Here is a 13,594-nt window from a genome sequence, read left to right as displayed (position 1 = left end):
CGATTCTCGTCCTGCGTGGGTCGTCCGGACGCGACCCGTACGGCAGGACAGGGCCGAGCCGGTGGCCGACCGGACCGGTCGGTTGATGGTGGGAAATGTCCGGGCAGAGCAAGCTACGCACGATCTCACTTCATTTTTGGGGGCGCCAGTGCTTCACAGAACGTCTCGACCGGTGTGGCGGCGGTGGTTCGCCGCGCTCGCCGCACCGGTGCTCGCGGTCGGCCTCCTGGCCGCGCCCGCCCACGCGGCGGATCTCACCCCGGTAACCAGCACCCTCACCTCGGCCAACCCGGCGGACAACATTCCGCACGCGCAGGACGGCGACACCAAGGCGTTCGCCGAGATCGGCAGCACGGTCTACGTGGGCGGTTCCTTCACCTCGGTCAAGGCCGCCGGCGCCACCAGCTGGACCTCACGCAACTACCTGTTCGCCTACGACCGCACCAGCGGCGCGCTGAAGGCCGACTTCAGCCCGACGCTCGACGGCGCGGTGCACGCCCTCGCCGCCAGCCCCGACGGCAAGCTGATCGTCGGTGGCGCGTTCAAGAACGTCAACGGGGTCAGCCGCAAGAACCTCGTCGCGCTCGACCCGGCGACCGGCGCGACGGTCGCCAGCTGGGTCGGCCGCAGCGACGGCGGCCTGGTCCGCCGCACCGTCGTGGTCGGCAACAAGCTCTACATCGCGGGCGCGTTCCACTGGGTCAACGGCACCGAGCACTCGCTGCTGGCCCGGCTCGACGCGACCACCGGTGCGATCGACCCGAGCTTCCAGATCGACGCCAGCGTCGCCCGCGCCAGCAGCGAGCTGGTCTGGGGCCTGGCCGTCGCCCCCGACGGCAAGACCCTGGTCGCGGTGGGCAACTTCACCGAGGTCAACGGCCAGCCCCGCAACCAGGTGGTGGTCGTCGACCTGGACGGGACCCCGACGGTCGCGAACTGGAGCACCCAGCGCTACGTGGCGCCCTGCTACAGCGGCTCGTTCCCGTTCTACGCCCGCGACGTCGACTTCTCCGACGACGGCACGTACTTCGTGATCATCGCCGACGGTGGTCGGGGCGACGGGGCGTACTGCGACGCCATCGCCCGGTTCGAGACCGCCGACCGGGGCACGGCCATGGACGCCACCTGGGTCAACTACACCGGCACCGACTCGGTGACCTCCGTCGAGGTGGCCGACAACGTGGTCTACGTCGGCGGTCACTTCCGCTGGCTGAGCAACGCCAACGGCAACGACTCGGCCGGCAGCGGCGCGATCAACCGGTTCGGGCTCGGCGCGCTGGACCCGATCAACGGCCTGCCGCTGGTCTGGAACCCGACCCGTTCGGGCGCCCCGGCGGGCACCACCACCTGGGGCCCGATCATGTGGGAGCTGTGGCGGGGCAGCACCGGCCTCTACGCCGGTTTCGACTCCGACGGCCTCGGCAACGAGTACCACGGGCGGCTGGGTCTGTTCCCGCTCGCCGGTGGCCGTACGGTTGCGGCGACCAACGCGCCGACGGCGTCCTCGGGCTACCTGTACGTCGGGACCGGCAACGGGCAGACCGCCAAGGTGTCGTTCAACGGCAGCACCCTGGGCGCGCCGGTGGCCAGCGCGCAGGCGAACCTCACCGCGGCGGGCGCGGCCTTCTCGGTCGGCAACAAGCTCTACTGGTCGAAGACCGACCCGACCGCCGCCGGCGGCAGCTACCTGGGTGTGTCGATGTTCACCGGCGGCACGGTGGGCGCACCGTGGGTGAGCAGCGGTTACAACGACTGGTTCAACCCCGCCACGATGGCCGGCGCGTTCTACCTCGACGGTCGGATGTACTACACCAAGGCCGGTACCAACAAGCTGTTCTACCGGTACCTGGAGCCCGACGGCTACATCGTCGGCTGCACCGAGTTCACCCTGCCCAGCGTGGGCCTGAACTGGGGCAACGTGCGGGGGATGGCCTGGGTCGACGGTAAGATCGTCTACGGCAACACCAACGGCTCCCTGCGGGCCGTGCCGTTCGACGAGACCGCCGTCGACGGCGCCGCCTCGGTGGAGATCGCACCGGCCGGCGGCGGCGTGGACTGGTCGAGCAGGACGCTGTTCTTCGCCACCTCCTGAGCCGCACCCGCCACGGGCGGCCCGCCGGTGTCCCGGACACCGGCGGGCCGCCCGCGGCGCAGGGGGACCGGTCGGCTGTCGACCACAGGTGAACGGTCGGCGACAATGGGACCACCAGCGGTTCGCACCGAGGCCGTCGCTGGCCCGAACCGGCCCGCCCACCCCTCGCATCGCAAGAGGACCTGACTGATGGATGTGACCGATGTCACTCCCGCCCGGCAGCGCCCGGTCGGCCTGGCCGAGTTGGCCCGCATTCCGCTGCGGCGGTGGCGCACGGTGCTCGCCGTCACCGGGCTGGTGCTGTTACTGGTGGCCGCCTACCTGCTGGTCTTTCCGGCGACCTACACCGCCACCACGGCCGTGGTGGTCCGCCCGGTGGTCACCGACCCGTTCTCGGTGCCCTCCGGCGGCGCCGACCGGGCGGTCAACATGACCGCCGAGAGCGGGATCGCCACCAGCAACGACGTCATCGACAAGGTCGCCTCGATCACCGGCCGGGACACCACCGCCGTGGCCGACTCGCTCACCGTGGAGACGCCGGTCGGCGGGCAGGTGATGCGGTTCAGCTACGCCGGGCACAGCGAGACCGAGGCGGTCAACGGCGCGAACGGTGCCGCCGAGTCGTACCTCGAACTGCGCAAGGGCATGTACGAGAACCAGCGCGCCGCCGTGCTCAAGTCGTACGACGAGACCATCGCCCTGGTCACCAGCCAGCGCACCACCACCCAGCGGTCGCTGCCGGCCAACCAGGGCACGTCGAGCCCGTCGCCGCGCACCAGCGCCCTGCTGGACCAGTTGCGGGCACTCAACGACCAGCTCGCCACCCTCGCCGAACAGCGTTCCAAGATCGCCTCGGCGGACCTGAGCCCCGGTTCGGTCACCAGCGCCGCCCGCGCGCCCGTCCCGTCGAGCCGGGACGCCGCCCCGCTGATCCTGGTCGCCGGGCTCCTCGGCGGCCTGCTCGTCGGTGGTCTGGTCGCCTTCGTCCGGGAGTCCATGGACCGCCGGGTCCGCACCGCCGGTGAGGCCTCCGTGCTGGTCGGCGCCCCGCTGCTGGGCACCGTCGGGCGGGACCGCTCGGGTCGGCTCTCCGACACCGACCTGCGCTACCTGGTGCTGGCCCTGAGCCGCTGGGTGGACGGGCCGACGCCACCGCCCCTGGTTCTGCTCTCCAGCGCCGCCGACGAGCAGCGGGAACAGGTCACCGCCGGGGTCGCCGCGGCGCTGGCCCAGGCCGGGCACGAGGTACGCCTGGGCGTCGCCCCGGAGAGCCAGGAGCGCATCCGGGCACTGCTCACCGATGCGCAGCGCCGGCATCCGGCCGTCGAGCCGTCCCGGCCCCGGGTGCCCCGCCCCCGGCCGATGCCCAGCAGCGTCCCGACCCCGGCCGCCACCCCGGCCACCGGCGGCAACCCGGAGGACACCATGGTCATCCCGCCGGTCCGCAAGCCCCGGCCGTTCCCCACCGACGACCCGAAGAACGGTGGCGTCTACCGCTCCACCACCACCTCGGCGGACAAGACCGAGATCATCCCCCGGGTGCTGCCCAAGGAGGCCCCCGCCACCGACGGTGAACAGGTCCGCATCGGCGCCGGCGGGGTGCGCCTGGTCCCGCTGGAGGCCCCCGTGGCCGCCGGGGTCACCGTGATCGACGCCCCGCCCGCCCTGCACGACGAACGGGGTGTCCGGGCCGCCCGGGAGGGACGGGCCGTGCTGGTCGCCGCCCGCGACAAGACCCGCACCGGCCGGCTGGGGCAGTTGGTGGAGCGGCTGCGCGCGGTGGGCGTCGAACCGGTCGGGTTCGTGGTGACGGGAGAGAAGCGTGACTGAGCCGACCACCACCGCGTACCCGCCGGTGACCGTGGTGATCGCCACCCGGGACCGGCCCGGTCTGCTGGAACGGGCCGTGCGTGCGGTGCTCGGCCAGGACTACCCCGGGCCGGTGGAGTGCGTCGTCGTCTACGACCACACCGACCTGCGGGAACTGGATGTCGACGTGCCGGCCGGGCGCACCCTGCGCTACGTCGCCAACACCCACCGGCGAGGGCTGCCCGGCGGCCGGAACACCGGCTTCGACACCGCCACCGCCGACCTGATCGCCTTCTGCGACGACGACGACCACTGGCTGCCGGCGAAGCTGCGCCGGCAGGTGGAGCTGCTGGCGCAGCGGCCGGACGCCGCCGCCGCGAGCTGCGGCATCCGGCTGGAGGGGCCGGGCATCGCCAAGGAACGGCAGCTCGACCGGGCCGAGGTCGGCCTGCCCGACTTCGTCGAGGACCGGATCATGGAGGTGCACTCCAGCACCATCCTCATCCGACGCACCACCTGGGAGGCCATCGGCCCGGTCGACGAGGAACTGCCCGGCGGCTACGGCGAGGACTACGAGTGGCTGCTGCGGATCGCCGGGCACGGCCCGGTGGTGATCGTGCCCGAGGTGCTGGTGGTGGTCGACTGGCACGGCGGTTCGTTCTTCTTCGGCCGCTGGGCGACCATCGTCGAGGCCACCCGCTACCTGCTCGACAAGCACCCCGAGCTGGCCGGCAGCCGTACCGGCCTGGCCCGGTTGCACGGGCAGATCGCGTTCGCGCTCGCCTCCGGCCGGCGGCGCGGTGAGGCGGTGCGGGAACTCGGCCGGGTGATCCGGCTCAACCCCCGCGAGAAGCGGGTGCTGGTGACCGTCCCGGTGGTGCTCGGGCTGCTGTCGGGGGAGCGGGTGCTCCAGCTCGCCCAGCGCCGGGGCCGGGGTGTCTGACCGGCGGGTGCCCGGGTCACTCGCCGGGCCGCCGCCGCTGCCCACCTGGCCGCTGCTGGCCATGTTCGGGCTGGTCCCGCTCTGGTGGATGCTCGGCGGCTTCTACCTCGGCTGGTCGGTGTTCGGGGTGGTGCTGCTGGGCCTGATGGTCACCCGGGGCCGGGTGGCGCTGCCCGCCGGCACCGCCTGCTGGTTGGTGCTGCTCGCCCTGGTGCTGCTGAGCTTCACCCGGCTCGAACGGGCCACCGCCTACCTCACCTCCGGTCTGCGCTTCGGCTTCATGCTGACCGCGCTGATCGTCTGCGTCTACGTCTACAACCTGGTCCGCGACGGCGTCCCCTGGGACCAGGTGCTCCGCCCGCTCGGCTGGTACTGGCTGGGCGTGGTCGCCCTCGGCTGGCTGGCTGTGCTGGCGCCCCGGTTCCAGCTCACCACCCCGGTGGAGATGCTGCTGCCGGGCAGCATGTCGGGGGAGCGGTTCATCCAGGCGCTGACCCATGTGCGGGCCAACGAGTTCAACCCGGTCTCCCGGGCCCCGATCTACCGGACCGCCGCGCCCTACCCGTACACCAACAACTGGGGTACGGCGTACGCGCTGCTGGTGCCGTGCGTGCTGGCGTACCTGACCTCGGTGCGTACCGGCACGTTCCGGGTGGTGCTGATGGTGTCGCTGCCACTGTCGATGGTGCCGGCGTTCATGACCCTCAACCGGGGCATGTTCCTCGGCCTCGGTGCCGGGTTGACCTACCTGGGCCTGCGGGCGCTGGTACGCGGCAACGCCAAGCTGATCGCCTCGATCGGTGGACTGGTGCTGCTGGTATGGGTGGTCAGCCTGGTGGTGCCGGTGCAGGAGCTGATCGACAACCGGGTCAGCAGCACCGACACCAACGTCGACCGGATGGACCTCTACGTCCGTACCCTCCAGGCCGTCGAACGCTCACCCCTGCTCGGGTACGGCGCACCGAACAGCGTCGACACCACGCTCGCCGAGGAACCGCTGGGCACCCAGGGGATGATCTGGCAGGTGCTCTACAGCCACGGCATCCCGGCCCTGATCGCCTTCCTGGGCTGGCTGGCGCTGATCGCCAAACGGCTGGCCGGCGCGGTCTCCCCGGCCGGGCAGTGGCTGAGCACCATCCCGGTGATCGCCCTGGTGGTGATCCCGGTGTACGCCTACATCGACCCGAACATGTCGGTCATCTTCTTCGCCGTCGGGGCCGGACTGGCGGCGGTCAGCGGACCGGTGAACCGCGCGGTGACCCTCGCGCCGGGGGCCGTCGACGCCCGTACGCCACGCGCCGCGACGGCCGGCTCCGGCGTGCCGTCCCCAGCGTCCGGCACCGTGGCGTCCGGCACCGTGGCGTCCGGCGGCACGGCGACCGGAACGGCCGCCGTGCCGGCACGGGCGTCGGCCACCGTCCCGACCCCGCCGACCCGGGCCACCGCCGCCGTGCCACCCCAGCCCACCAGGGCCACCGCCGCCGTACCACCCGCCGCCCCGCCCGTGACGTCGTCCCCGGTCCCGCCCCGCGTTCCGGCTCCGCCCCTACCAGCCTCCCCGGCTCCGTCTGCGACCGCGTCCCCGGCCCCCGTCCCGGCTACGCCTGCAACGGTGTCTCCAGCCCCGGCCGTGCCCCGGGTCCCGGCTCCGCCCGCAACGGAGTCCCCGGCCGTACCCCGATCCCCGGACCAGCCTGCGGGGCCGCCGCAGACTCCGGTTCCGTCCTGGCCTCCGCTGAAGGCCCCGGCTCGCCCCTCGGCACCCGGCCCGGCGTCGGGTCAGGCGTCGTCCCCGCCCCCGTCCCCGGTCCCGTCGCGCGTCCCGGCTCCACCCGTGACCCCAGCCCCGGCCCCGCCCCCGGCCGTGACGCCAACCCCGGCGCGGCCCCCGGCCCCGGCTTCCGTTCGGCCCCCGGCGGCACCTGTCGCCGGTTCCCGACCGGCCGGCGGGGTGGACGCGCCGACGGTGGTGCAGCCCGCACGTGTCGGCGGCAACCCCCCACCCACCAGGCCGGCCGACGACCGGCCCCGCGCCGGGGAGCAGAGCAGCACCGGCGACCGGACCCGCACCGACGACGGCAGGGAGCAGGCATGAGACGACCGGGAACCGGAACCACTCCGGCGGTGCCCCGGCAGCTCGACCGCCGCTCCGCCGAACCGGGGGCGCACCCGTCGACCGGCCCGGCCACCGATGTGACGGGCGGTGCCGGCGAGGTACGGCGCAGCGCCCGTAACGGTGCGGTCGGGTTGGTCGGCGCGGCGGTCAACGGCGCATTGGGTTTCCTGCTCACCGTGGTCATCGTGCGCGGCTTCGGTACCGACGGCTCCGGTGCGCTCTTCACCGCCATCGGCGTGGTCTCCATCCTGGGCGCGGTCTGCTGCGCCGGTGCCGACACCGCCCTGGTCTGGGCGCTGCCCCGACGTCGGATCGGCGTCGACGGCGACGCCGCCCGGCTGCTGCCTGTCGCGTTGCTGCCGGTGCTCCTGCTCACCGGGGTCGTGGCGGCGGTGGGCGCGCTCAGCGCCGACCGGCTCGCCCCGGTCTTCTTCGCCCGCCCGGACGGGCCGACGCTGCTGCGGCTGGCGTTCGTCGCCCTGCCGTTCACGGTGGCGATGACCGTGCTGCTCGCCGCCGTCCGGGCGGTCCGCCCGGTGACCGCCGTGGTCGGCATCCAGTACGTGCTGGTGCCGCTGGCCCGGCCCGCCCTGCTGCTGGCGGCGGTCGCCACCGGTGCCGGGGTGGTCGTCGGGTTCGGCGGTTGGCTGCTGCCGGTGGCGTTGGCCGTGGTCGCCGCCGCCGTCCTGCTGCTGCGGCCGCTCGGCCTGCTCGCCGGGGCACGGCTACGGCCGGACGGCGCGGACTGGCGTACCCTCTGGGGCTTCGCGTTGCCCCGGGCGGTGTCGGCAGCCATCGATGCCAGCAGCATGTGGGTCGGGGTGCTGCTCACCTCGGCGCTGGCCGGCGCGGACGAGTCGGGGGTCTTCGGCGCGGTCGGCCGGTACGCCCTGGCCGGGCTGCTGATCATGCAGGGGTTGCGGGTGGCCGTCGCACCCCAGTTGTCCCGGCTGCTCGGACAGGGACGCACCGCCGAAGCGGCGCTGGTCTACCGGCGGGTCACCGTCGTGATCATCCTGCTGTCCTGGCCGGCGTACCTGCTGCTGGCGGTGTTCGCACCGGGGTTCCTCAGCCTCTTCGGCGACGGGTTCACCGTCGGGGCCGCCCCACTGGCGGTGCTCGCCGGGGCGATGCTTGTCAACTCGGGGGTGGGCATCGTGCAGACGATGCTGCTGATGAGCGGCAACAGTGCCCGGCACCTCCAGGCCACCGTGGTCGGGCTGGCGCTCACCGTCGGGCTGGGCTTCCTGCTCATCCCCGACCACGGCGCGCTCGGTGCGGCGTACGCCTGGACGGCCGGCGTGGTCGCCGAGAACGTGCTGGCCGCGGTGGCCGCCCGGGTGGCGATCGGCGAGCCGCTGCTCACCCGCTCGGTGGGCTGGGCGGCGGTCGGGGCCGGCGGCGGCGCGGCCGTGGTGGCGGTGCTCAGCGCGCTGGTCGCCGGCCGGGGTGTGGCCGGCCTGGCGCTGGCCCTGGTGGTGCTGGCGGTCGTCGCCGTCGGGCTGCTGCTGGACCGGCGGGTCCGGCGTACGGTCCGGGCCGCCGTGACGATGCTCAGGCCGAAACCGGCGTGACGAGAGGGAGACGATGACGATCCGCGACCGCCTCAAGGGTGTGGTTCCGCACCAGGTCACCCACCAGGTGCGCAGCTCGCTGGTCCGGTACGGCGAACGCACCAGCGACCGCCGGCCGCTGCCGGACTTCCTGATCACCGGCACCAAGCGGGGCGGCACCACCTCACTGTGGCGGTACCTGCTGGCGCACCCCCTGGTGCCCCGGCTCTTCCCGGCCTGGAACACCAAGACCTCGCACTACTTCGAGGAGAACTGGGGCCGGGGCGAGGCGTGGTACCGGTCGCACTTTCCGACGGTGCGGCACCGGCAGGCCCTGCAACGCCGGCACGGTGGGCCGGTCCGCGTCGGTGAGGCCGCGCCGCTGTACATGTTCCACCCGCTCGTCCCGCAGCGGGTCGCCGAGCTGATGCCCGACGTCCGGTTGATCTTCCTGCTCCGGGACCCGGTGGAGCGGGCGTACTCGCACTGGAAGGAACGGCGCACCGAGGGCCGGGAGCCGCTGGACTTCGCCGAGGCGCTGGCCCGGGAGGAGGAACGGACGGCGGGGGAGCGGGAGAAGCTGATCGCCGACCCGACGTACTTCAGCGAGGCGTACGACTGGTACACCTACCGCGCCCGGGGCCGCTACCTGGAGCACCTGACGCCGTGGCTGGACCGGTTCGACCGCGCACAACTGCTGATCCTGCCCAGCGAGACGCTGTACGCCGAGCCGGCCGCCACGTACGCCCGGGTGCTGGACTTCCTCGGCCTGCCCCCGCACCGGCTCGCCGCGTACGAGGCGCACAACCACCGACGCAGCAGCGCCATGCCCGAGCAGGTACGGGCCGAGCTGAGCGCCCACTTCGCCCCGCACAACGCGGCGCTGGAACAGCGGCTGGGGATGCGCTTCGACTGGTCGTGACCGGTGCCGGTGCCCCGCCGGCGGACCTCGTCGTCCGCAGGGCGGGACGGGTCGGGCACGGTGCCGTTGCCGGGACCGGGCGTGACAGACTGACGCGGTGTTGCGTTGGCTGACTGCAGGTGAATCGCATGGTCCGGCTCTGGTGGCGTTGGTGGAGGGGGTGCCGGCCGGGGTGGCGGTGACTTCTGCCGATATCGCGGGTGAGTTGGCGCGTCGTCGGTTGGGTTATGGCCGGGGTGCGCGGATGGCGTTCGAGCAGGATGAGGTCGAGGTCGTCGGTGGTCTGCGGCACGGTGTCACCCTGGGTAGTCCGGTGGCGGTGCGGGTGGGTAATTCGGAGTGGCCGAAGTGGCGGACGGTGATGGCCGCCGACCCGGTCGATGCGGAGGAGTTGGCGGGTCAGGCCCGCAACGCGCCGTTGACGCGTCCCCGGCCCGGTCATGCCGACCTGGCCGGCATGCAGAAGTACGGTCATACCGATGCCCGGCCGATCCTGGAACGGGCCAGCGCCCGGGAGACCGCCGCTCGGGTGGCCGTGGGTGCGGTGGCGAAGGCCCTGGTGAGGCAGGCGGTCGGTATCGAGATCGTGTCGCACGTGGTGGAGCTCGGTTCGGTGGCCGCGAAGCCGGGGCTGCGGCCGGTGCCGGAGGATGCGGAGCGGATCGACGCGGATCCGTTGCGGTGCCTCGATCCGGATGCGAGTGCGCGGATGGTGGCGGAGGTGGATGCGGCGAAGAAGGCTGCGGACACGTTGGGTGGGGTGGTGGAGGTTCTTGCCTATGGGGTGCCGCCGGGTCTGGGTAGTCATGTGCAGTGGGATCGGAAGTTGGATGCCCGGTTGGCGACGGCGTTGATGTCGATTCAGGCGATCAAGGGTGTGGAGATCGGGGACGGGTGGGTGCAGGCGCGGTCGCGGGGGTCGGAGGCGCATGACGAGATCGTGCCGACGGCGACGGGTGTGCGTCGGGTGACGGATCGGGCGGGTGGGTTGGAGGGTGGTATCACGACGGGTGAGCCGGTGCGGGTGCGGGCGGCGATGAAGCCGATCTCGTCGTTGAACCGGGCCCTGTCCACGGTTGATGTCACGACCGGTGAGGCGGCGACGGCGATCAATCAGCGGTCGGATGTGTGTGCGGTGCCGGCGGCGGCGGTGGTCGCGGAGGCGATGGTGGCGTTGGTCCTCGCGGAGGCGGTGGTGGAGAAGTTCGGTGGTGACTCGGTGGCCGAGATCCGCCGCAACGTGACCGGCTACCTCGACAGCCTGATCATCAGGTGAACAGCGGCTGGCAAGAAAGGTCAACCCGGTGACGAAGCCTGTCTGCGTGCTGGTCGGCGCGCCCGGTTCCGGCAAGAGCACCGTCGGCGCGGAACTGGCCACCCTGCTCGGGGTGGCGTTCCGGGACACCGACACCGACATCGAGCAGATGGCGGGCAAGCCGATCCCGGAGATCTTCATCGACGAGGGTGAGGCGCACTTCCGGGCCCTGGAGCGGGCCGCGGTGCTGGCGGCGCTGACCTCCCACGCCGGGGTGCTGGCCCTCGGCGGCGGCGCGATCCTCGCCGAGGAGAACCGGGCCGCGCTGGTCGGACACCCGGTGGTGCACCTGTCGGTGGAGTTGACCGACGCGGTGAAGCGGGTCGGGCTCGGTGCCGGCCGGCCGCTGCTGTCGGTCAACCCGCGGGCCACCCTCAAGCACCTGATGGACCAGCGTCGGCCGCTCTACGCGGAGGTCGCGACGGCGACGGTGGTCACCGACGGCCGGGCACCGGAGGAGATCGCCGCCGAGATCGTCGCCCTGCTCAAGCCCTGACCGCGCCCACCCGACGCCGGTCCGGCCGTCGGGTCATGCCGGGAGGCCGGGCCGCCATCAGGTGGACACTCCCCGTGCCGGCGCCGGTGCTGGACTAGGCTGCCGGCGATGGACGAGGTGACCCGGATTCCGGTCGGCGGCGAACGGCCGTACGACGTACTGGTCGGGCGGGGCCTGCTGGCCGAGCTGCCCGCGTTGCTGCCCGACGCGACCCGGACGGCGGTGCTGTACGCGCCGCCCCTGCGGGCGTTGGCCGAGGAGATCGGCGGGCGGTTGGCCGGGGCGGGGATCACCCCGCTGGCGATCGAGGTGCCCGACGCCGAGGCGGGCAAGCGGGTCGAGGTGGCCGCCGACTGCTGGGAGCAGCTCGGGGCGGCCGGCTTCACCCGTACCGATGCGGTGGTCGGGGTGGGCGGCGGCGCGGTGACCGACCTGGCCGGCTTCGTCGCGGCCTGCTGGTTGCGGGGGGTGCGGTGGGTGCCGGTGGCGACCTCGCTGCTCGGCATGGTCGACGCCGCCGTCGGCGGCAAGACCGGGGTGAACACGGCGGCCGGCAAGAACCTGGTGGGCTCCTTCCACCCGCCGGTCGGGGTGCTGGCCGACCTGGGCACGCTGGACAGCCTCCCGCCGGCCGATCTGGCCGCCGGGCTGGCCGAGGTGGTCAAGTGCGGGTTCATCGCCGACCCGGTGATCCTGGATCTGGTCGAGGCGGACCCGGCGGCCGCCGTCGACCCGACCGGCCCGGTGGCCCGGGAGCTGATCGAGCGGGCGATCCGGGTGAAGGCCGACGTGGTCTCCGGTGACCTGCGCGAGTCGGGTGTGCGGGAGGTGCTCAACTACGGGCACACGCTGGCGCACGCGATCGAGAAGGTCGAGGGGTACCGCTGGCGGCACGGGCACGCGGTCTCCGTCGGCACCGTCTACGCCGGCACCCTCGCCCGGTTGGCCGGGCGGCTCGACGCGGCGACCGCCGAGCGGCACCGCCGGGTGCTGTCCGCGCTGGACCTGCCGACCAGCTACCCGGCGGACGCCTGGCCGGAGCTGCTGGCGGCCATGCGGGTGGACAAGAAGGCCCGGGGCAGCCGGCTGCGGTTCGTGGTGCTCGACGGCCTGGCCCGCCCGGCGATCCTGGACGGCCCGGACGACGAGCTGCTGCACGCCGCCTACCGGGAGGTGAGCCGGTGACCGGCCCCGACATCCCCCGGGTGTACGTGCTCAACGGGCCGAACCTGGGCCGGCTGGGCACCCGCCAGGTCGACGTGTACGGCGTGACCAGCTACGCCGACCTGGTGACGCTCTGCGTCGAGACGGGCCGCGAGCTGGGGTTGGACGTGGTGGTGCGGCAGACCGACGCGGAACACGAACTCGTCGGCTGGCTGCACGGGGCGGCGGACGAGGGCGCGGCGGTGGTGCTCAACCCGGCGGCCTGGTCGCACTACTCGATCGCGGTCCGCGACGCCTGCGCGTTGCTGCGGGCACCCCTGGTCGAGGTGCACATCTCCAACATCCACGCCCGGGAGGAGTTCCGGCACCACTCGGTGGTGTCGGCGGTGGCCACCGGGGTGATCTGCGGTCTGGGTGTGGACGGCTACCGGCTCGCGCTGCGGCACCTCGCCACCCGGCCCGCCGGGGCCGACTGAACCACAAACCGTCACTCTGTGTGATTGTTGGCCTGGTGTATGGGGGGTGTGGCGGGCCCCCCGTTGACGGCCCCGCCGCCGATTAGACGCAGCTAGTAGACTTGTCAGGTCTGTCCGCCAATTGATGATCAAGGCAGGAAATGGCATCCACCAACGACCTCAAGAACGGCCTGGTACTCAACCTCGACGGGGAGCTGTGGTCCGTCGTCGAGTTCCAGCACGTCAAGCCCGGTAAGGGTGGGGCGTTCGTCCGCACGACGCTGAAGAACGTGCTGTCCGGCAAGGTCGTCGACAAGACCTTCAACGCGGGCACCAAGGTCGAGACCGCCACCGTCGACAAGCGCACCATGCAGTACCTCTACGCCGACGGTGAGGACTACGTCTTCATGGATCTGGAGACGTTCGACCAGATCACCGTCCCCGGCGGCACCGTCGGCGAGGCCGCCAACTACCTCCTCCCCGAGGCCGAGGCGACCGTCGCCACCCACGAGGGTGTGCCGCTCTACATCGAGCTGCCCACCAGCGTGGTGCTCCAGGTCACCTACACCGAGCCGGGTCTGCAGGGCGACCGGTCGACCGGCGGCAACAAGCCGGCCACCGTCGAGACCGGCGCGACCGTGCAGGTGCCGCTGTTCATCACCACCGACGAGAAGATCAAGGTCGACACCCGCGACGGCCGTTACCTCGGCCGAGCCTGATGGCTGAGGG

At 72.8% G+C, this 13,594-nt stretch carries 11 protein-coding genes; all 11 read left to right on the top strand.

Annotation, left to right across the window (positions count from 1 at the left end; all coding sequences use genetic code 11):
• The first annotated feature begins 85 nt into the window (after positions 1 to 85).
• Positions 86 to 2,092, top strand: a complete 2,007-nt coding sequence (locus ACN260_RS18595) for a delta-60 repeat domain-containing protein (protein ID WP_422756751.1) — start codon at positions 86 to 88, stop codon at positions 2,090 to 2,092.
• A gap of 189 nt (positions 2,093 to 2,281) precedes the next feature.
• Positions 2,282 to 3,922 (top strand): Wzz/FepE/Etk N-terminal domain-containing protein, encoded by a 1,641-nt coding sequence (locus ACN260_RS18590; RefSeq protein ID WP_422752310.1) that lies wholly within the window; start codon positions 2,282 to 2,284, stop codon positions 3,920 to 3,922.
• Positions 3,915 to 4,844 (top strand): glycosyltransferase family 2 protein, encoded by a 930-nt coding sequence (locus ACN260_RS18585; protein ID WP_422752309.1) that lies wholly within the window; start codon positions 3,915 to 3,917, stop codon positions 4,842 to 4,844. Before ACN260_RS18590 ends, ACN260_RS18585 begins: the two co-directional genes overlap by 8 nt.
• A 7-nt stretch (positions 4,845 to 4,851) precedes the next feature.
• On the top strand, positions 4,852 to 6,939 hold the full coding sequence (locus ACN260_RS18580; protein WP_422752308.1) for a hypothetical protein: 2,088 nt from the start codon (positions 4,852 to 4,854) through the stop codon (positions 6,937 to 6,939).
• Entirely contained in the window at positions 6,936 to 8,534 is a 1,599-nt protein-coding gene (locus ACN260_RS18575) for a lipopolysaccharide biosynthesis protein (protein WP_422752307.1), read from the top strand. The genes ACN260_RS18580 and ACN260_RS18575 overlap by 4 nt, the downstream gene beginning before the upstream one ends.
• 13 nt (positions 8,535 to 8,547) lie before the next feature.
• Positions 8,548 to 9,435, top strand: a complete 888-nt coding sequence (locus ACN260_RS18570; RefSeq protein ID WP_422752306.1) for a sulfotransferase domain-containing protein — start codon at positions 8,548 to 8,550, stop codon at positions 9,433 to 9,435.
• Positions 9,436 to 9,532: 97 nt separating this feature from the next.
• A complete protein-coding gene (gene aroC, locus ACN260_RS18565; RefSeq protein ID WP_422752305.1) occupies positions 9,533 to 10,711 on the top strand; it encodes a chorismate synthase in 1,179 nt (392 codons plus the stop codon).
• A gap of 28 nt (positions 10,712 to 10,739) precedes the next feature.
• Positions 10,740 to 11,246, top strand: coding sequence for a shikimate kinase (locus tag ACN260_RS18560; RefSeq protein ID WP_422752304.1), 507 nt, complete (start codon positions 10,740 to 10,742; stop codon positions 11,244 to 11,246).
• 108 nt (positions 11,247 to 11,354) lie between these two features.
• A complete protein-coding gene (aroB, locus tag ACN260_RS18555; protein ID WP_422752303.1) occupies positions 11,355 to 12,431 on the top strand; it encodes a 3-dehydroquinate synthase in 1,077 nt (358 codons plus the stop codon).
• Between the two features lie 11 nt (positions 12,432 to 12,442).
• Positions 12,443 to 12,886, top strand: coding sequence for a type II 3-dehydroquinate dehydratase (gene aroQ, locus ACN260_RS18550; RefSeq protein ID WP_422756750.1), 444 nt, complete (start codon positions 12,443 to 12,445; stop codon positions 12,884 to 12,886).
• Between the two features lie 140 nt (positions 12,887 to 13,026).
• Positions 13,027 to 13,584: an elongation factor P gene (efp, locus tag ACN260_RS18545; protein WP_088645221.1), complete on the top strand. Its 558-nt coding sequence runs from the start codon at positions 13,027 to 13,029 to the stop codon at positions 13,582 to 13,584.
• The last annotated feature ends 10 nt before the right edge of the window (positions 13,585 to 13,594 follow it).

The organism is Micromonospora sp. WMMD708, from assembly GCF_049315245.1.
GTDB classification, from domain to species: Bacteria; Actinomycetota; Actinomycetes; order Mycobacteriales; family Micromonosporaceae; genus Micromonospora; species Micromonospora wenchangensis.
The sequence above is the reverse complement of the archived record's forward strand: the minus strand, read 5'-3'. Positions and strand labels throughout refer to the sequence as shown.